22 protein-coding genes are annotated in these 16,815 nt (G+C 38.8%); 11 read left to right on the forward strand and 11 right to left on the reverse strand.

Going from position 1 to position 16,815, the window contains the following annotated elements:
* The first annotated feature begins 184 nt into the window (after positions 1 to 184).
* Positions 185 to 1,615 carry a hypothetical protein gene (locus SHI21_RS08190; RefSeq protein WP_323575854.1) on the forward strand — a complete coding sequence of 477 codons (1,431 nt, stop codon included), beginning with the start codon at positions 185 to 187 and terminating at the stop codon, positions 1,613 to 1,615.
* Here the strand turns inward: SHI21_RS08190 and SHI21_RS08195 are convergent, their stop codons facing one another.
* On the reverse strand, positions 1,616 to 2,194 hold the full coding sequence (locus SHI21_RS08195; RefSeq protein WP_323575855.1) for a hypothetical protein: 579 nt from the start codon (positions 2,192 to 2,194) through the stop codon (positions 1,616 to 1,618).
* A gap of 135 nt (positions 2,195 to 2,329) precedes the next feature.
* Between SHI21_RS08195 and SHI21_RS08200 the strand changes: the two genes are divergently transcribed.
* A complete protein-coding gene (locus tag SHI21_RS08200; protein ID WP_323575856.1) occupies positions 2,330 to 3,007 on the forward strand; it encodes an ImmA/IrrE family metallo-endopeptidase in 678 nt (225 codons plus the stop codon).
* Positions 3,008 to 3,050: 43 nt separating this feature from the next.
* On the opposite strand, the gene SHI21_RS08205 is transcribed toward SHI21_RS08200, so the two are convergent.
* From SHI21_RS08205 to SHI21_RS08225, 5 genes are all read right to left on the reverse strand, one after another.
* A complete protein-coding gene (locus tag SHI21_RS08205) occupies positions 3,051 to 3,269 on the reverse strand; it encodes a hypothetical protein (RefSeq protein WP_323575857.1) in 219 nt (72 codons plus the stop codon).
* A 223-nt stretch (positions 3,270 to 3,492) separates the two neighbouring features.
* Positions 3,493 to 3,642, reverse strand: coding sequence for a hypothetical protein (locus SHI21_RS08210; protein ID WP_323575858.1), 150 nt, complete (start codon positions 3,640 to 3,642; stop codon positions 3,493 to 3,495).
* 68 nt (positions 3,643 to 3,710) lie between these two features.
* Complete coding sequence (locus SHI21_RS08215) at positions 3,711 to 4,055, reverse strand: hypothetical protein (RefSeq protein WP_323575859.1); 345 nt, start codon at positions 4,053 to 4,055, stop codon at positions 3,711 to 3,713.
* 24 nt (positions 4,056 to 4,079) lie between these two features.
* Entirely contained in the window at positions 4,080 to 4,376 is a 297-nt protein-coding gene (locus SHI21_RS08220) for a hypothetical protein (RefSeq protein WP_323575860.1), read from the reverse strand.
* A gap of 11 nt (positions 4,377 to 4,387) precedes the next feature.
* On the reverse strand, positions 4,388 to 4,900 hold the full coding sequence (locus SHI21_RS08225; RefSeq protein WP_323575861.1) for a hypothetical protein: 513 nt from the start codon (positions 4,898 to 4,900) through the stop codon (positions 4,388 to 4,390).
* A 135-nt stretch (positions 4,901 to 5,035) separates the two neighbouring features.
* Here SHI21_RS08225 and SHI21_RS08230 point away from each other — a divergent pair, with 135 nt between their 5' ends.
* Entirely contained in the window at positions 5,036 to 5,821 is a 786-nt protein-coding gene (locus tag SHI21_RS08230) for a S1 family serine peptidase (protein ID WP_323575862.1), read from the forward strand.
* Between the two features lie 55 nt (positions 5,822 to 5,876).
* Here the strand turns inward: SHI21_RS08230 and SHI21_RS08235 are convergent, their stop codons facing one another.
* Positions 5,877 to 7,025, reverse strand: coding sequence for a hypothetical protein (locus SHI21_RS08235; RefSeq protein WP_323575863.1), 1,149 nt, complete (start codon positions 7,023 to 7,025; stop codon positions 5,877 to 5,879).
* Positions 7,026 to 7,103: 78 nt separating this feature from the next.
* A complete protein-coding gene (locus SHI21_RS08240; protein WP_323575864.1) occupies positions 7,104 to 7,847 on the reverse strand; it encodes an SDR family oxidoreductase in 744 nt (247 codons plus the stop codon).
* A 78-nt stretch (positions 7,848 to 7,925) separates the two neighbouring features.
* Here SHI21_RS08240 and dbpA point away from each other — a divergent pair, with 78 nt between their 5' ends.
* From dbpA to SHI21_RS08280, 8 genes are all read left to right on the forward strand, one after another.
* Entirely contained in the window at positions 7,926 to 9,305 is a 1,380-nt protein-coding gene (dbpA, locus tag SHI21_RS08245) for an ATP-dependent RNA helicase DbpA (RefSeq protein WP_323575865.1), read from the forward strand.
* Complete coding sequence (locus tag SHI21_RS08250) at positions 9,305 to 9,619, forward strand: helix-turn-helix domain-containing protein (protein WP_323575866.1); 315 nt, start codon at positions 9,305 to 9,307, stop codon at positions 9,617 to 9,619. Before dbpA ends, SHI21_RS08250 begins: the two co-directional genes overlap by 1 nt.
* 35 nt (positions 9,620 to 9,654) lie before the next feature.
* Entirely contained in the window at positions 9,655 to 10,494 is an 840-nt protein-coding gene (locus SHI21_RS08255) for a hypothetical protein (protein ID WP_323575867.1), read from the forward strand.
* A 103-nt stretch (positions 10,495 to 10,597) separates the two neighbouring features.
* On the forward strand, positions 10,598 to 10,921 hold the full coding sequence (locus SHI21_RS08260) for a hypothetical protein (protein ID WP_323575869.1): 324 nt from the start codon (positions 10,598 to 10,600) through the stop codon (positions 10,919 to 10,921).
* A gap of 181 nt (positions 10,922 to 11,102) precedes the next feature.
* Positions 11,103 to 11,411, forward strand: a complete 309-nt coding sequence (locus tag SHI21_RS08265; protein WP_323575870.1) for a hypothetical protein — start codon at positions 11,103 to 11,105, stop codon at positions 11,409 to 11,411.
* Between the two features lie 212 nt (positions 11,412 to 11,623).
* Complete coding sequence (locus SHI21_RS08270) at positions 11,624 to 11,941, forward strand: hypothetical protein (RefSeq protein ID WP_323575871.1); 318 nt, start codon at positions 11,624 to 11,626, stop codon at positions 11,939 to 11,941.
* Positions 11,942 to 12,090: 149 nt separating this feature from the next.
* Positions 12,091 to 12,405, forward strand: a complete 315-nt coding sequence (locus SHI21_RS08275) for a hypothetical protein (RefSeq protein ID WP_323575872.1) — start codon at positions 12,091 to 12,093, stop codon at positions 12,403 to 12,405.
* A 177-nt stretch (positions 12,406 to 12,582) separates the two neighbouring features.
* Positions 12,583 to 14,277: a hypothetical protein gene (locus SHI21_RS08280; RefSeq protein WP_323575873.1), complete on the forward strand. Its 1,695-nt coding sequence runs from the start codon at positions 12,583 to 12,585 to the stop codon at positions 14,275 to 14,277.
* Here SHI21_RS08280 and SHI21_RS08285 read toward each other — a convergent pair.
* From SHI21_RS08285 to SHI21_RS08295, 3 genes are read right to left on the reverse strand one after another with little or no spacing between them, the layout of a single operon-like run.
* Positions 14,274 to 15,410 (reverse strand): hybrid sensor histidine kinase/response regulator, encoded by a 1,137-nt coding sequence (locus tag SHI21_RS08285; RefSeq protein WP_323575874.1) that lies wholly within the window; start codon positions 15,408 to 15,410, stop codon positions 14,274 to 14,276. The genes SHI21_RS08280 and SHI21_RS08285 overlap by 4 nt on opposite strands.
* The gene (locus SHI21_RS08290) at positions 15,394 to 15,984 is read right to left on the reverse strand and encodes a chemotaxis protein CheB (RefSeq protein WP_323575876.1); all 591 of its coding nucleotides are present in this window, start codon (positions 15,982 to 15,984) and stop codon (positions 15,394 to 15,396) included. The genes SHI21_RS08285 and SHI21_RS08290 overlap by 17 nt, the downstream gene beginning before the upstream one ends.
* A 1-nt stretch (position 15,985) precedes the next feature.
* A complete protein-coding gene (locus tag SHI21_RS08295) occupies positions 15,986 to 16,813 on the reverse strand; it encodes a CheR family methyltransferase (RefSeq protein ID WP_323575878.1) in 828 nt (275 codons plus the stop codon).
* Positions 16,814 to 16,815 lie beyond the last annotated feature (2 nt).

Genomic DNA, 16,815 nt, shown 5'->3' on the forward strand with positions numbered 1-16,815 from the left:
TTATTTTTCTTTTAAGCAGCTTGATCAGTACTCTTGCTAGTTCGGTGACCAAAAAAATACATTTCATTTCCACTCCCGATAACAGGCATCAGGGAATCTTTTGAAAATTAAATAATTTTCTACGATTTTTTTAAATTTATAATACAATGAGAATAATCATTAATAGGTTTTCAAGGATTGAAACATGGCGGTTGAGTTAAAAGAACCCAAAGACTTTCTCTATGAACGTAAAGGGCCATGGCCTCAGCCATGTCCAGAGCATCCTTTTGGAGAATCGGCAGGAGTCATCCACGTTCCCTTTAGTGAAATGATCGACTGGTGGCTACATGTTGGTTCACGTTACATGACAACTTTGCTTTATACGCCTGTGGCCTACATCAGAGGGCTCCTGAATCCAGGGCTCGCAGAGGTGAGTGACCATGAGTTTACTGAAATGCTTACTAACTCTATGCTGGCAAAATTTGTAAAGAATGTTTTTGATAGTAAAGACCGTGAAATCTTCGGGGACATTTTACATTCAGAGCATATCTGGATCTGTGATTTCGAGCCGGTGATTGTCGTAAAAACATTTAAAGGGATTTATGCATCAGCGACGAAAACACTCTTAAGAAAGACGGGGCAGAAGTTCTCGGTGATTCAGATTTATGTTGATGAGACAAAGTCTCATTTCACTCCAGGGGATGGAGATGGGTGGGAATTAGCGAAGTATTACGTACTTCAAGGTGGAGCGCTTTGCTCAACTCTTGTTGTGCATCCATTACTACATTTTCCTATGGATGCTGTGAACGCCATTACGAAAACGGCACTTCCAAAAGACAATATTATCTTTCAGCTTTTATACCCTCATTTAAGATTCACTCTTTATCTGGAAAAAGCAGTACTGACATTTAAGACATCACTTCTGATGTCGAAGTGGTGGATGCCTTACGCTCCTTATCCAGGTCCATATGAAGGGTTACGTGATTTACTGGTAGAAGGTTATGAAGGGATCGACCACAATTTTAGTTATCCTCCTTTTAAATATCAATTTGAACCCGAGTATATTGAAGGAAAGTATGGTGAATTTCACCAGGCCTATTTTCCGGTCTTTAGAAAGTTTGCGACAAATGTTTTGGTGGATCTGACTGAGACAGAAGTTTTTTATATTACTAAATGGGCCGATTACGCGAGTACTTGGGTGCCAGGATTTCCAAAAGGCGTGGAGCTTATCAGAGATCGCGAGCTGCTTATCTCTACAGTTGCTTATTTCTTGTTTGATGTAAGTGTCGGGCATACAGTTGATCATTATAATTTTGGAAATATGGATATTAGAAAAATCCCTATGCGCTTAAGACAAGCACCACCTAAAAAAGGTGAAAAGATCACGCTTGATCGCAAGAAGCTTACAAAGTTTTGGGATTTTGGAAAATATGAAATGGCACGCAGGTTGTTTTTTAGTGAAACCACTAAGACCAGATTGATTGATACGGTTTATAATTTTGGAAAACGAAATGATAAACTTCAAAAGTATGTTGTGGAATTTAAGAATGAACTAAGAGCTGTAGATAAAAAGCTTGCGGCCGATAATGCTCAATTCACGCCAATTGATGACATCGCGGCCAGCATTCAGTTTTAATTATTTTCCTTTGAAGCGAACTTTTACACCTTCGCCTGTAGCGTCGTTCTTACCAGAAAGCTCGAGAAACTTACATCCTTTGGGAATCCCAACCATGTTTTTTTCGACTTCACAGTACGTACGTTGCAGGTCAAGTTTAATGTACTTGGCGCTAGCGCCTAATTGAATAATAGATTTCACAGTACACTCACCGTTAACCAGTTCAGCGCGTGCTTCAATCACATTGCTTTCAAGATCATGTCTGATTTCACTTAAGTCATTTAATTTAACTTTGAAAGAATCGCGTGTGTCGTTAATTCCCACGAACTGAACTCTCTCTTGAACTGTACTTCTAATCATCGAGTGAACTTGTTTTTTTTGTGATCCATCCATTAACCAGTAGAAGTCCACATAACCATTGCTATTAGAAACAAACTTACAGCTTTCATCTGTTTGAGTGTGAATAAAAAGAATGTTCTCAGGGTTTAAACTTTTTTCTAGCGTGAAGAGCTTTCTTTCAACTGCTGGAGCGGTCATTCCTGCAAAAGCAGATTGAGCGATTAAAAGTGCGCCAGTTAAAATCAGCATTGATGTCTTCATTTTAGCTCCTCTCGATCAAAGATATTTATGTCTAAACTATAACGTGAAAAGGTTTGGGGGTGGTAAAAGCATGGAAAGTTTACATGCAATGAGGATAGTTTTCATTGAGAGGGCAAGGCCTGGTATAAAGGTTAAATGAAGCTTCTATTGAAAATCATATTCTTATCAAATATGCTGGCAACCACTCTCTATGCAGGTGTTTGCCCGAAGGATGCCCCATACTTTTGTATGACCCCAGAGATGGCACCAAAGACCCAGATTAAGCTTGCCGATTTTTATCAAATCCCATCAATCATTATTTCACTTTTTAATGCTCCTATCATTTTAGATGCTCAGTGGGAGAGTCCATATTTTGGTGCCGGTATGAGCAACCAAAAAAGCATGATGATTTTAGGTGGGACGACCAGAGTGGAAGGAATGACAAAGGATGCTTATGCAGCAGTCATCTGTCATGAGTTAGGGCATGTGTTAGGTGGAGCTCCTTATCAGACCATTCATGGAGCTGAGTGGGCATCAGCAGAAGGACAAGCAGATTTTTTTGCAGCATCAGTATGCCTGCCAAGATATTTTAAAAATTTAGGAATGAGTGCTCATGATATTTCGGCCAGAGTTGAAAAGGCCGGTTATGAAATGCTTAGTAGTCTGGCACCTTTCGGATCAGGCACGAGAGACGAAGTGGACTCGCTTCAAAGATTTTATGAGTTACATGAAAAAGTAGATAACACTCTCATTAATAATTATCCATCTCTTCAATGTCGTTATGAAACTTTTAGGAGTTCTCTTAAAAGATCTGATTGTTGGTTTAGAGAATAAAAATGGAAACCCAGGGAGTGCCTGGGTTCCATAAGTAAATCACTTATTTTTTAATACCCGAATTCGGATTCATTTTATTAGCATTAGCTTGTCCAGGCTTTTGTTGCTGTCCTTTTAGTTGTTGGTTTTGATTCACTTGATTTGGATTAGCTTGAGAAGGTTGTGATTTATCCCACTGTCCTTGTTGCTGCTGACCTGGATTTTTGTTTTGGTTCTGTTGATTTTGTTGCGGTTGTTTTTGATCTTTTTGTTGAATGGACATAAATACTCCTTTAAATAGTCAGGCATCATTGCCTTTTTATGTGACTACATCTTGAGGAGCAATAGAGGTGCCACCTAACTAATTCCTTTTTTCAGTATATTTGCGATGCAAGGAATGCGACATTTTAGGACACACAGAGTGTTAAAGAGAGTTTTTGTCATTTCTATAGTAAAAAGATTAAGTATTAAACAGGTGCTGAATTCTCAGCACCTGTTATGAGTTTTTATTTTTTTGTAGAAATTTCGTAAGCAATCAAGCAAATGAACAATAGAACAAAACCTCCTACGATAAGGAGTGCTCTGATATTTGATTCTTTTTGCTCACCTTTATTTACAGTTACAACTTCGATGTCCGGCTTAATTTCATTTTGCATAATATTCTCACAATTAGTTTGAATCTTTCTTACAGAAAGACTGATGTTTAATTTACTGGGATTAGAAATTATGAATGAAGTGGTGGACCGCGGGCAAAGGAGCTGCTGATGAAATGAGATGTCTTGCTATGAGTGTAGCTTGGAGTTGAATTCGCGAGAGTCGTGAACTGAGGAGTAAAGTTGAGGGCCACTACTGGCAGTGTACTTTCAAGAAGTGGGATCTTCTTTAAAACTTTATGCTCGAAGTGAACATTAGAAGGAAGAATAAAAGAATTGATCTTAGACGGAGTTGTCTTACTAAAATAATTATCCTGCTCGAAGCTTGCTGGAGCTTTTGGCAAACAGAAGATAAAGCTCAGTACAATAAGCTTTAATAGCAAAATAATATTCGTTTGTTTAAACACTTTCGTCATTGGGAAAATTGTATCAGATAATCATTATTTAATGAATTCTAAAACCAGAATAATGGCAATTAGTGATAATGACAGAAGCCCCATCATAAAAACGTTGTCGGCCATGCGTTCAATACGTGGATTATTAGTCGGTGATCTCATCGAGATATAAGATAACACGCTTGCGACAAAAAAGAGGATGATAGGAATAATGACACATTCATCAATAAGTGTTGTGCGAGACTGGCTGCCAACTTTAATATAACTAAGAATAAAAAAACATATGCCAAGAAGGTTAGATGAGGTCGGAAGAATGTGGTGAGTGAGTGGTTCTTTTTTCATCATTTATATCCTTAATCAAGTTCAATAATCGCCTGGTAGCCATTCAGTATTGGAGCATTGCTGATAAAAGTAACAACAACACGTCCCCATCCGGCAGCAGGTACAGTTGGATGATATGTCACTTCAATTTTTGATTTTCCATTTTTAGGAAAGATTACAATCTGATAAGCATCTTTATAGTTCTGCCATTTGACTCTTTTAATAAATTGCAATCTGGCCTTTTCAATTTCCATTGTGCCTTTTGCTTCAAGTTCCATATAACCACGCTCATCTCTGAATTCCGGTGGAAGAGCAATAACGTTTTCACCTTTTAAAGCATCATCAGGAATAGGAACGAGAATCTTTTTATAAATTTCATAATTCATCTTGGCGACAAATCGTTCAGGACTATTTTCTGTGATCTCGACTTTGGCAATACCACCTGAATGCAACTTGCCTTTCAGTATGTGATAGTTGGCGATGTCGGCCGCTAAGGCCTGGTTGATAATAAAAATCGAGAACAAAAGTGTGATTAGTTTTTTCATAGTTATAAAATTATAACCTTTCATTTTAGTCAGTCTAGTCTTAACTGTCAGAGCCTTACAAATTATTACATTCGTGTAAAAGGGTTGCGCGGAATTTTTTGAAGCATAGTATGGATAATATCAAGGACGGTATTTATGAAAAGATTTCTATCATTAACAGTATTTTCAACAGCACTTCTAGTTACTTCTTCATTATCATTTGCAGGTCAATCAGCGAGAATCGTTGGTGGAGTTGAAGTTGATCCAGCTAAGACAGAAACAAGATATATTGTAAGCATCGGTGGTGGATGTGCAGGAAGCATTATCTCTCCGAAGTGGATTCTTACAGCAGCTCATTGCCAGTCAATCTTTAAGAGCGCGATCACTGGTGGAAGCGTAAACCTTAAAGCTCCAAATCGCATTAAGCTTGAAATCAAAAAATCATATATTCACCCGAAAAACAATGCTGGAAACCAAAGCTACGACTTCGCTCTTTTAGAACTTAAAGAGCCAATTGATTTCGAAGCGACAGGGTTAACATCAATTGGATTAGTCACTCCAGAGATCGCAACAACTGGTGCAACTGATGACGGTCAAATGGCCACTGTATTAGGATGGGGAACAATGCGTGAAAACGGATCAGTGACTCCACTTATGAGAATGGTAGACGTTCCGGTTGTAAGCAACGAAAGAGCTAACGCTAAAACGTCATACAATGGTTCAATCAACGAATCTATGCTTGCTGCTGGATACGATGAAGGAATGAAAGATTCTTGCCAAGGTGACAGCGGTGGACCACTTACGATCGAAGGATCTGATGGAAAACCAGTCCTTGCTGGTGTCGTAAGTTTCGGTAGAGGATGTGCGAGAGCGAAGTATTACGGAATCTACTCACGTGTATCTGCTGGATACGAGTGGATCGCTACAATGACTAAAGAATAATTTTTTAAATAAATTCTATTCCATAAAAAAGGGCCCTTTATAGGGCCCTTTTTTATTACTGAACAGACGGTTTAACTAATTTTGCGAGCTCCAGAGTTTTTCTAATTCCAGCGGCCGAAAAATACTCCATCACTAATAACTCTTCACGATTTTTATCGAGATTCGGTGTCTTCATTTCTTCTGTTGCATTCTTCATTGTCAGATCGGCCATGGCAACCAAGAGAGTGATCTCACATTGCTCTAAAACTTTGTTTGAACTTGTCAGGATGGGAAAAAGTTTTTCCTGTAATCCTTGAAGTGACTGGATGTTTTTCCATTTATCTAAGTTGTCCCCAGTTAAATTCTTTTTCCCAAAGTAATCAGGAAAACTTTCACAACGATAGGCCAGCGAGAAGTAACTGCACTTAGTTCCACGAAAATCTTTTGGTTCTTTTTGGTTTTCTCGTATGTAAGGAGTCAACGATTGATTTTCCATACACTCTTTATCTGAACGAGGACGTCCGTAAACTTCGGCCATCGGATGAAAGTAAAACCTGTCATCAAACGCAGGAGAATCCTTTCCAAAGGCCAGTTCATCCGAAACATAAGTCACAGAGTGGAGCAGGCGCTGAAAGCCGGTATACTCAGATCCTGTGACTTCTGGTGGCGGCGGTGAAGTGTAGCGCTTAGGATAGAGTGCTCGCCAGAAATTAGTACCGGGATCTTTTTCAACTCTGTCATTTTCAGGAATTTTTTCAGCACCATAAACGTTAATCACATCTCCAGGCAAGCGGGGTTCACCCACTGCAAGTTTGCGGCAAACAGGACTGTCCATCCAGTATTGCATTTCTTGCGGCCACATAAAGCGTGGCTTTGTAGAAAGTTTATGAAAACTCATCGCCGTTCCCCAACAGTTGGGCCCGCTGTGAACTAATGGTTTGTTTTGATATTCTTTGGCAAATTCAGGGAGGCAATCAAGCACGACTAACTTGTATTTCCCTTTTTTGACTGTTTGACAGCTTTTATCAGCTGCTTTCGGGGTAAAATTTAGAACAACTTTTTTCTTCCATGAGCACAATGCACTTTGCTGCTTTAATAAAAGATCGCAACTGCTTCCGGTGAGAATTAATTCCTGTTTTCCGCCAACAGAAATACCTAGCTCCTGTGAGTGAGCTAGGCCTGTAATATTAATTGAAAGTAGTAATGAATAAATAATTTTTTGCATACTTGTTAATTGTAACAAATATTGAGAATGCAATAACAGAGGGGCAAGATCACCCGTGAGAAACTATTTTACTCGGTTTTATGTTCTATGAACTGAGAACCCAGCAAAGGCCTGTTGGGTAGGCATCAGTGAAATCACATTGATATTCACATGTGCAGGACGAGTGATAACCCAGTCGATAGTCTCAGCAATATCATCAGCACTCAAGGCCTTAATCCCTTTGTAGACCGAGTCGGCCTTCTCTTTGTCGCCTTTAAAGCGCACTTCAGAAAATTCAGTGTGGCACATACCAGGTTCGATATTTGTCACGCGAACATTAGTCCCCAGTAAATCAGAGCGAAGATTCATACTCATCTGATGAACGAAGGCCTTGGTTGCTCCGTAAACATTTCCACCTTGATAAGGAAATTCACCAGCGACTGAACCAAGATTAATAATCTGTCCGTGATTTCTGCTCACCATGTCCGGTAAAATTTTATGTGTGCAGTAAAGGAATCCATTGATGTTGGTTTGAATCATCGTATCCCAATCTTCAAGCGAAGCTTTTTGAGCTAGCTCAGTCCCCAGAGCGAGGCCCGCATTGTTGATGAGAACATCAATTCTTTTCCATTCAGCAGGCAAGCTATCAATTGCTTTTGAAACCATCTCTTTATCTTGAACATCTAAAACAAGTGGATATAAATGATCGCCATATTCGGCCTTCATTTGATCAAGACGCTCACTTCTTCTTCCGGTCGCGATAACTTTATAACCTTTATTGATAAAGCGCTTAACCATGGCGGCCCCAAAGCCGGCCGTTGCACCAGTAATAAAAATAATCATATGTAGCTCCTTCTAAACGATAGTTTACGAAATGCTATTCATTGTACTCAGGGCATTATGCGTGGTAAAGGTAACTTCATGACAAATTCATTTAAGACACTCGCTTTGACTCCGGAAATCCTGGAGAATCTTGAAACTTTAGGTTTCAATTCTATGACTCCTGTTCAGGAACAGGCCCTGCCACTTATTTTGGCGGGAGAAGACTTAATTGCCCAGGCGAAAACAGGTAGTGGAAAAACCGCTGCTTTCGGCCTTGGTATTTTAAATAAACTTAATCTTGAAACTAAACAACTACAGTCTCTCGTTTTATGTCCTACTCACGAACTTGCCTTGCAAGTCGCAGAGGAGCTAAGACGCCTGGCCCGCTTTTCAAAAAATTGTAAAATCCTCGTTATTTGCGGTGGAGTCTCTGAGTACCAACAACTAAGTTCACTTGATCATGGTGCTCACATTATCGTGGGAACACCAGGACGTGTTTTAAAATTCTTAAAGAAGGGTGCTATCAATTTAAGAACCATTAACTTTTTAGTTTTAGATGAAGCAGACCGTATGCTCGATATGGGATTTCAAGAAGAGATGGAAGCTATTATCTCTTATGCTCCTAGAAAAATTCAGTCCCTTCTTTTTTCAGCGACATTCCCTCCGGAAATTGAAGAGCTAAGCCAAGCTTTTCAAAACAATCCAAAGCGCGTGACTGTCGATACGAAACACGAAAAAAATATCATCCGTCAGGTCTTCATTGAATTAAATGATCACCGTGAAAAACTCGACGCTTTAATCCGTCTGCTTGGGAATTATAAACCTCAATCAGTCGTTGTATTTTGTAAAACCAAACAATCATGTGGTGAAGTGGCAAAAGCTTTAATGAGACAAGGGATTCAGGCCCTGGCCTTCCATGGTGACTTAGAACAAAACGAGCGCACAGTTGTTCTGACAAAGTTTTCAAACTCAAGCTGCCTGATCTTAGTTGCAACAGACGTTGCGGCAAGAGGACTCGATATTAAAGATCTTGAAGCTGTCGTAAATTTCGATCTTCCCACAGATGCAGAAGTTTACACTCACCGAATCGGAAGAACTGCCAGAGCTGGTAAAGAAGGTTTAGCTTTCTCATTTTTCGTTGAAAGAGAAAGAGAAAAACTTCACGACATCGAAAACTATCAAGGTAACAAAAACGAATACCTTAAAATAGAATCCCTTTCAGCAGCAAATAAATACGATCTGAAGGCCCCAATGAGAACCATGTATATCAACGGTGGGAAAAAAGAAAAAGTCCGTCCTGGTGATATCCTGGGAGCTCTGGTGAACGAAGCAGGTTTACAAGCAAGCGAAGTAGGGAACATCAACATTCAAGAGCACCAAAGTTTTGTAGCGATTGAGGCTTCAAAAATAAATCAGACTATCAGCAAACTTCTGGATGGAAAAATTAAAGGCAGAAGATTTAAAGTAGGTGAAGCCTAGTGAAAAAAAATCCTCTTTTAGGAAAACATTCACACAATAACCGCGAAAGTCTCGAGGGACAAACCCTGCGCCTCATTCGCGAGTCGTTGAAGCTTTCATTAAAAGATGTCGCTTTAAAAATGAATCTGAAAGTGGCGGAAATCGACCATTTTGAAAATGGACGCAAGTTCTATACTGAGGACGATATTTTGAAATTCCTGAGTTGTTATAACTTCAGTTTAGAAGATTTCAAGGCGACCATGGCGCTTAAACCTTACAATAAACAAATAGTTAATCACTTCCTTATGAAACTTGCCGCTAAAAGCTCCAATTAGCTCAATCATTTCTCCTCTATAGACGAAGAGGAGGGATGAACAACTTATTTAAAATCCTCATCCTTCTCTCAGCATCCTCTTCATATGCGGCCACATGCCCCGATTCGCGCGGTAAATACGGTGATGGTATCCAGTATCAGGATATGTTTTGCAGGATCATGGTTTCAGCGGATAAGACTGATTCAAAAAGTTATAGAAACGTCACTTTCACCGACGAAGGACTCGTTCAGGTCTTCAGTAATTTTCCAGGCACAACAAATTCCAATTCAACAGGTGCGCGCGTTTATTATCTCTTCCCTTATAAAGAACAAAAATCAATTACCAATATAAGTGCAGAAGGTCTGAGTGTGAAACACCCAAGCGGCGTAAGTTTTAATTTTGATAAAGATGGAAAGCTCAGCTCTCCTGATTTGCAAATGAAAGTCTCAAAAGAGATTAACTCTCAAAATAAAAGTGGAGTTGAAATTGAAAGTTTTCCTAATGGAATCGTGATTGATTTAGGTTATCGCGGAGGAGCTTCGCCAACCAATAACAAAAATGCTGTGGTGACGATTACAGATAAAAATAAAAAGAAATGCACTATGGTTAACAGTGATATTAATAAAATCAACAAAGATGAAGTTGAACTTATCTATAAGACCAATGAAGAATTACATAAATTCCTCTCTAAAAAATGCCCTAAGCTGGATATTTCCGACTTACTAAAACCCATGAAGGAAACTTTGAAAGTAGTAATCACTCCAAAGAAGGTAGGACTTGCACCAGTGAATAATAAAAATACCAAAGAGAATGATTCCAAGAGAGAAGCAAAACCTGCTTACGATACGATGGAGGAGCTCCTGAAGGATATTGATAAAGGCGCTATACAAAGATAATTCAAACCATAGTAGTTCTTACTTACTCAATAAAAAGCAGATTGTTTATTTCGTTTTTTTGTTCTATTCAGTATTCAATTAATGAATAGAAGGGAGAGTCGAAATGAAATTTTTATTAGCTGTCATTTTAAGCGCGATGAGTTTAACTGTAGTAGCAAATGAGGTTTATGAATGCGAGTTCGTAGGCCCAAACTACATGTTATCTTTTCAAGATAACGGTCAAATCACACTTTCAAATAACTTTAAATCATACGAATGCAAAAAAGGTTACGTAAATTTACCAGGAACAGAGGCCCAGCTTTCAGTCCTTAATTGCGTATCAAGTAATGAGAAAGTCATGTTTTATGCGAACGAGAATGCAGACGGGGACATCGTCCTAGGCCGAGATTTATTATTTTCAAAAGATATTCTTTGCAAAAATAGATAATCGCAACAAAATACAACTCGATGCGTTTTGGGCAATATCCAATAGTTACTTTTTCGAGTGTTGCAAAAATATATTTCTGCAACGTTAAATAAGATTTTATGTGAATGACTCAGTCCGCATAATTTGACCGACGCAACCTTAAGGACTATTTTCTGCCATCAAATTAACCTTGGGAGAATTTATGAAAAAATTAATCGCAATCGTAGCTGTACTAGCATCTGTATCTGCTTTCGCTGGTCTTGGTCTTGATAGCTATAACGGAAAGCTAGCTCTTAATGGAAAGTACACATGTACTCTTACAAACAACACAGGTTCAGACCTTGATCTTAAATGGGTTGTTTTCAACCTTGAAAGACGTGCTGGAAAAGAAAGAGACATCGTAGTTCAAAAGAAAGTAGACGTTGTAGTTAACGCTGGTGAAACAGTTACTGTTTCTTCAGGAGAAACTGCTTCTGTAATCGGTCAATCATGTAGATTTCTTGCTCGTTAATTTTTAATTTTACGACATAGACATTATATAACCAGAGGCCTCACGCAAGTGGGGCCTTTGTCGTTTTTAGAGCTTCAGTTTCATTGGCAAAAGTCACATTCTTGTTACCTTAATATAATTATAATTTTTTTACTTTTTCTTCTAATCTTTGTTGACCACGCAGATTAATAGCGATACTTGTGTCTCAACAAAAAATTCTTTGGAGGAATTATATGAAATCACTTATCGCAATCGTAGCTGTACTTACTTCTCTTACTGCATCTGCTGGATGGGTAAAAACTATCAATGGAAAACTTTCAGGAGTTTCTAGATTCACATGTACTCTTACAAACAACACAGGTGCAGACCTTAACGTAAAAAGAGTTTCTTTCAACCTTGAAAGAAGAGCAGGAAAAGGAGATAGCCGTGATGTTACTCTTACTCAAACTGTAAACAATGTTATCTACTCTGGAGAAACTTCATCAGTTACTCTATCTGGAGCTAACGGATCATACGTTGGTCAATCTTGCCAATTCGTAGTTCGTAACTAATTTTTTAAATAAAATTTTTTATAACAAAAAGGGCCCCAAGCAATTGGGGCCTTTTTTATTTTAGACGCTTTTAAAAATACTTCATACCTAGTTGACCTCTGTGACTATTAGAGTTACTTGTGTGGCATCAAAAAACTTTTGGAGTATTTATGAAAAAAATCATCGCTATCGTTACTGTTCTTGCTTCTGTTTCTGCTTTCGCTGGATTCGCAAAAACATTCAGAGGAGAGCTTTCTTACAATGGTAAATTCAACTGTACATTCACAAACAACACAGGTTCAAACCTTAACGTTAAAAGAGTTGTTTTCAACCTAGAAAGAACTTCTGGAAAATACGATTCACGTGAAGTGACTCTTACTCAAGCTGTTGGGAACGTCGTTTACTCTGGAGAGACATCAACTGTAACTCTTTCAACTACTGGAAGCTACAAAGGTTCATCTTGCCAATTCGTTACTCGTAACTAAAAAACAGCTTCGAACATTTAAGATATTATCAAGGCTTCAAGAAATTGAAGCCTTTTTTTTTGTTTAGATATATAAGCAGGTAAATACTATAGGGTATTCTATTAGGTATTCAACACTTGCATCACCTTTGGTACATCCTTAATTATATAATTTTCATGGCCTTTTATGGAGCAGTTTATGTTTTCGAAAGCACACGTTTTACTTATTCTTTTGTGTAGTTCTCTTTCAGTGAGTTCATACGCAAATTCTAAAAAACCTCTAGCGTGGCAGATTAAAAATAAGACGTGGACCAAGTCTTACGAAAAATCTTATGAAGAATTTATTGCCAGCATTGGGAAAGCAAAACAAGCAGGTGTTTGTCATACGACGAGTGATTGTATTAAAAGCCCGGTCGCCAATCCTCAATTTTATAATTTAAATCCAGATTCATTAATGGATGTTTTTTCTGATTGTGCTGATCTTCCATACATTCTTCGCGCTTATTTTAGCTGGATGAACGATTTGCCTTTTACCTACCCAGTAGAGCTTACTCAGGCGCCATTAAAAACAGCAGAAGCTGATGCTTTGATGAAGCAGTTAGATGATTTATACATTCAGCTTGATAAAGCTGGGATGATTAAAAAACAAGTTATCAAGAGACAGATTAAAGAACTAAGAAAAAAAATCTATGGTGGATCAGGCGTAGATATTCGCTATAACAGCGGTGGAAATAAAATTGTCAGCAAGCTTTATATCAAGAATGGTGACAACGTTAATAAAGTTTTAGTTGATGTGGCCAATGCTATTTCGACTGCCACTTTCCGCACAGATGCTGCTAACAATACAACGACTAAACTCTTCAGAGACACTTATCCGGTAGCGATTACAAAAGCAGCGATTAAACCGGGAACTGTTTTATATGATCCAAACGGGCATATTGCAGTGGTTTTTGATGTCACTAAAAACGGTAAAGTTCATTTAATTGATGCCCACCCGGACAATAGCTTAACGGCGATTACTTACGGAGAGAAATTCTCTCAGACAAATGTTGAGATCGGTGGTGGTTTTTCTAACTGGAGACCATTCAACGTAGAGACAGGCGAAGTTCAGGCGGCAACAAATGAAGAGCTTCCTGATTACTCTCTTGAGCAATTTGAAAGAAAAAAACCATTTGAATTCAATAATGTTCAAATGAGTTTCCATGAATATGTTCGTAACAAACTTTCTCAAGGTGCACTGATTTATTATCCAGTGACTGAACTCAACGAGCTGATGGAAGAAATCTGCCATGACGTTAAAGAAAGAGAGATGGCCGTGAACGCTTCTCTTGCTGCAGGGATTCAAAATCAGAATCACCCGGATGTTTTACCAAGTAATATCTACGGAACGGACGGAGACTGGGAAAGTTACTCGTCACCATCGCGAGATGCCCGTTTAAAGGCCTCTATCAGAGAAGGCAGACAGTTAATGCAAAAAATTATTCAAGGGCATAAAGATGGCGATAAGAACGTTCAGTATGAAGGGACGGATTTAGAAGGTGAGTTACAAAGAACCTATGAAGCTTCTGCTTCAAAGTGCACGATCGACGTGAAAAAAACAAGTGGAGGAGTTCAGACTCTGACATTAAATACGATCTTGAAGAATATTTTTAAACTCTCTTTTGATCCATACCACTGTGTGGAATTAAGATGGGGATTAACAGATGCAGAAAGCTTGAAGTCATGTAACCAGTCGAAAGAAAAAATTGAATGGTATAATGCTGAACAGGGGCTGCGTAATTTAATCGACCGTGATTATTCGGTGAAGATGGATTACTCGTTAAGAGAGCTGCCTTCAATGCCACTATCTAAGACACCTGAAGAGAATATTTCAATCGTCGATGTCTTAAACTAAAGTGTAGCCGCTAGTGTATTAGGAAAATTGATTGTGAAGGCACTACCAAGACCAGGAGTGCTCTTCACAGTAATTGACCCATGGTGAGCGTCCATTACTTGTTTTGCAATATAGAGACCTAAACCTAGACCACTGATTCCTTCGTGCTTATTTCCTCTTTTAAATCTCTCAAAAATAGCATCCAGTTTTTCCGGAGCAATCCCGGGACCAGCGTCCTGGATAGTTAAGAAAGCTTGCCCGTGTTCCTGACGAAGTTTTATTGCGACAGGTTTTCCTTGAGCGTATTTCATCGCATTTGAAAGCAAGTTGACGATAACCTGCTCTGCTCTAAATGGATCACAGTAAACCATAATGTTTTTTTGGATTTCACTCTCGATATGACAGTTGGCCTCTGCCAGCTGATCTTCATAGCGCTCAAGGATATCAGTCATTAGCTGAGAGAAGTTCACTTCAATCGGGTCGACTGTCAACTTTCCTGCTCTGATACGAGTTGTATCGAGAAGATCGTCAATCAGTCTTGTGAGTTTATCGAGCTGCTTATTTGAAGTCATAAAATACTTTTCAAGTTTTTCAGGTGAAATATCTTTGCTTCCACTTTTTTGTAAACTTCTTGCTGCCATCTGAGTCTGAAGACGCATGGATGTAATCGGTGTTTTTAATTCGTGTGAAGCAATGGAAAGAAAATCATCACGCCATTTTAAGGCCTGAGACAATTGAGTTAATTGATCCTGGATGACTAATTTTTGTTGTTCTAATTCTTTGAAAACTTTTACTTTGCTTTTAACGATTCTGGTGTCGAGTGGCTTATAAAGAAAATCGACAGCTCCAGCATCGTAACCCATAAACGTATGTTGAGCATCAATAGCTCCTGCCGTTACGAAGATGATGGGAATTGTTTTTGTTTTTTCTTTTCCACGCATCAGTTCGGCAAGCTCAAATCCATTCATTTCAGGCATCTGAACATCAAGAAGGGCAAGAGCAAAACCATGCTTAAGTAATAACTCCAGGGCCTCAACACCCGATTGTGCCTTGTAAATGACAACGTCATCTTCTTTTAAAAGATTTTCCAGAGAAATTAAATTCTCCGGCCTGTCATCAACAATGAGAATATTGATTTTAGTTTCGTGATTCATATGTGCCTTCTATTTTAATCATCAAAGAGCTTATGTCTTTAAGGGAAAGGATAAAATCCGGTTGGCCGAGCTTTATCGCTGCGGCAGGCATGGTCTTATGTTCAGCTTCTTGTAAATCCTGAACGACAGTTAAGCCGCCTAATCTTTTGATAGTCGCAAGTCCTTCAGCTCCATCTTCATTTGCACCAGTCAGAACAATCCCTAAAAGATTTTCCTGATATGCTTGTGCGAGAGAGTCCATGGTCACATCAAGAGAAGGTCTAGCGTATTGAACTTTCTCTTCATTTGTTAAACTGAATGAAAAATCGTTTTCTACTAATAAATGATAACCTGCTGGCGCGAAATAGATATGCTTAGATTTAATAATTTCTTTTTCATCAGCTTCAACAAGCTTGACCCCTTTGGGCGGATAGAAGGCGGAAGGGATTAAAGATTTTTCGCCTAAATGTAAAACAACGATTATAGGAGTTCTAAAATTATCTGGGAGTGACCTGAAAATTTTATTTAAGGCAAAGACACCACCTGCGGAGGTGCCGATAAAGATGGCCTGAATACGTTGGATGTTCGCCATCATTTTATTTAAGCTTCCTGTAGATGCGATCGTTTGCAGACCACTGTTCAAACGAAGCGCTCTGGCTGGAGAATTTTAAACTCTCTTTTGAACCAATTCCTAAAAACCCTTTCATCGAAAGAGAGTCGTGGAAGAGGTTAATCGCTCTGTTTTGTAATTCTTTATCAAAGTAGATTAGAACATTTCGGCAAGATACAAACTGCATTTCAGAAAACACCGAATCTGTTGCGAGACTATGATCTGCAAAAACAATACTCTTTTTTAATGCCGGATCAATTGCCGCGGCATTGTAGCTGGCAGTGTAGTAATCAGATAAAGACTTCTGACCTCCGGCCTGCTGATAGTTAAGAGAGTTCTTTTTCATATCCTCAAGTTTGTAAATCCCGGCCTTAGCCTTATCTAGAATAACAGGATTGATGTCTGTAGCGTAAATCATGACTCTGTCTAAAAGACCTGCTTCTTTAAAAATAATGGCAAATGAATAGGCCTCTTCGCCACTACTGCATCCAGCAACCCAGATTTTAATCGAGGGGTATGACTGTAGATAAGGCAGGACTTTTTCCTGAAAGGCCTTAAAGTAATTTGGATCGCGGAACATTTCTGTCGTCGAGATCGTCATGTATTGCAAAACTGCATTGAAAAAATCTGGCTCGTACAAAACTTTTTCCTGAAGAGCAGAGATTGTCTTTATTTTGTGAACAATCAATACACTTGAGAGCCTTCTTTTAACTGAGGCCAGACTGTATTGTCTGAAATCATATTTATATTTCATAAACACAGCTTCAATAAACAACTTCACTTCAATGTCAAAAATAGCGGACTCTTCAGTCATGG

This window comes from Bacteriovorax sp. PP10, from assembly GCF_035013165.1.
In the GTDB taxonomy this organism is placed as follows: Bacteria; Bdellovibrionota; Bacteriovoracia; order Bacteriovoracales; family Bacteriovoracaceae; genus Bacteriovorax; species Bacteriovorax antarcticus.

Excerpts from the sequence above, each read along its gene's own strand:
- SHI21_RS08190 (WP_323575854.1), top strand. The coding sequence starts at position 185 with ATGGCGGTTGAGTTAAAAGAACCCAAAGACTTTCTCTATGAACGTAAA.
- SHI21_RS08195 (WP_323575855.1), bottom strand. The coding sequence starts at position 2,194 with ATGAAGACATCAATGCTGATTTTAACTGGCGCACTTTTAATCGCTCAA.
- SHI21_RS08200 (WP_323575856.1), top strand. The coding sequence starts at position 2,330 with ATGAAGCTTCTATTGAAAATCATATTCTTATCAAATATGCTGGCAACC.
- SHI21_RS08205 (WP_323575857.1), bottom strand. The coding sequence starts at position 3,269 with ATGTCCATTCAACAAAAAGATCAAAAACAACCGCAACAAAATCAACAG.
- SHI21_RS08210 (WP_323575858.1), bottom strand. The coding sequence starts at position 3,642 with ATGCAAAATGAAATTAAGCCGGACATCGAAGTTGTAACTGTAAATAAA.
- SHI21_RS08215 (WP_323575859.1), bottom strand. The coding sequence starts at position 4,055 with ATGACGAAAGTGTTTAAACAAACGAATATTATTTTGCTATTAAAGCTT.
- SHI21_RS08220 (WP_323575860.1), bottom strand. The coding sequence starts at position 4,376 with ATGAAAAAAGAACCACTCACTCACCACATTCTTCCGACCTCATCTAAC.
- SHI21_RS08225 (WP_323575861.1), bottom strand. The coding sequence starts at position 4,900 with ATGAAAAAACTAATCACACTTTTGTTCTCGATTTTTATTATCAACCAG.
- SHI21_RS08230 (WP_323575862.1), top strand. The coding sequence starts at position 5,036 with ATGAAAAGATTTCTATCATTAACAGTATTTTCAACAGCACTTCTAGTT.
- SHI21_RS08235 (WP_323575863.1), bottom strand. The coding sequence starts at position 7,025 with ATGCAAAAAATTATTTATTCATTACTACTTTCAATTAATATTACAGGC.
- SHI21_RS08240 (WP_323575864.1), bottom strand. The coding sequence starts at position 7,847 with ATGATTATTTTTATTACTGGTGCAACGGCCGGCTTTGGGGCCGCCATG.
- dbpA (WP_323575865.1), top strand. The coding sequence starts at position 7,926 with ATGACAAATTCATTTAAGACACTCGCTTTGACTCCGGAAATCCTGGAG.
- SHI21_RS08255 (WP_323575867.1), top strand. The coding sequence starts at position 9,655 with ATGAACAACTTATTTAAAATCCTCATCCTTCTCTCAGCATCCTCTTCA.
- SHI21_RS08260 (WP_323575869.1), top strand. The coding sequence starts at position 10,598 with ATGAAATTTTTATTAGCTGTCATTTTAAGCGCGATGAGTTTAACTGTA.
- SHI21_RS08265 (WP_323575870.1), top strand. The coding sequence starts at position 11,103 with ATGAAAAAATTAATCGCAATCGTAGCTGTACTAGCATCTGTATCTGCT.
- SHI21_RS08270 (WP_323575871.1), top strand. The coding sequence starts at position 11,624 with ATGAAATCACTTATCGCAATCGTAGCTGTACTTACTTCTCTTACTGCA.
- SHI21_RS08275 (WP_323575872.1), top strand. The coding sequence starts at position 12,091 with ATGAAAAAAATCATCGCTATCGTTACTGTTCTTGCTTCTGTTTCTGCT.
- SHI21_RS08280 (WP_323575873.1), top strand. The coding sequence starts at position 12,583 with ATGTTTTCGAAAGCACACGTTTTACTTATTCTTTTGTGTAGTTCTCTT.
- SHI21_RS08285 (WP_323575874.1), bottom strand. The coding sequence starts at position 15,410 with ATGAATCACGAAACTAAAATCAATATTCTCATTGTTGATGACAGGCCG.
- SHI21_RS08290 (WP_323575876.1), bottom strand. The coding sequence starts at position 15,984 with ATGATGGCGAACATCCAACGTATTCAGGCCATCTTTATCGGCACCTCC.
- SHI21_RS08295 (WP_323575878.1), bottom strand. The coding sequence starts at position 16,813 with ATGACTGAAGAGTCCGCTATTTTTGACATTGAAGTGAAGTTGTTTATT.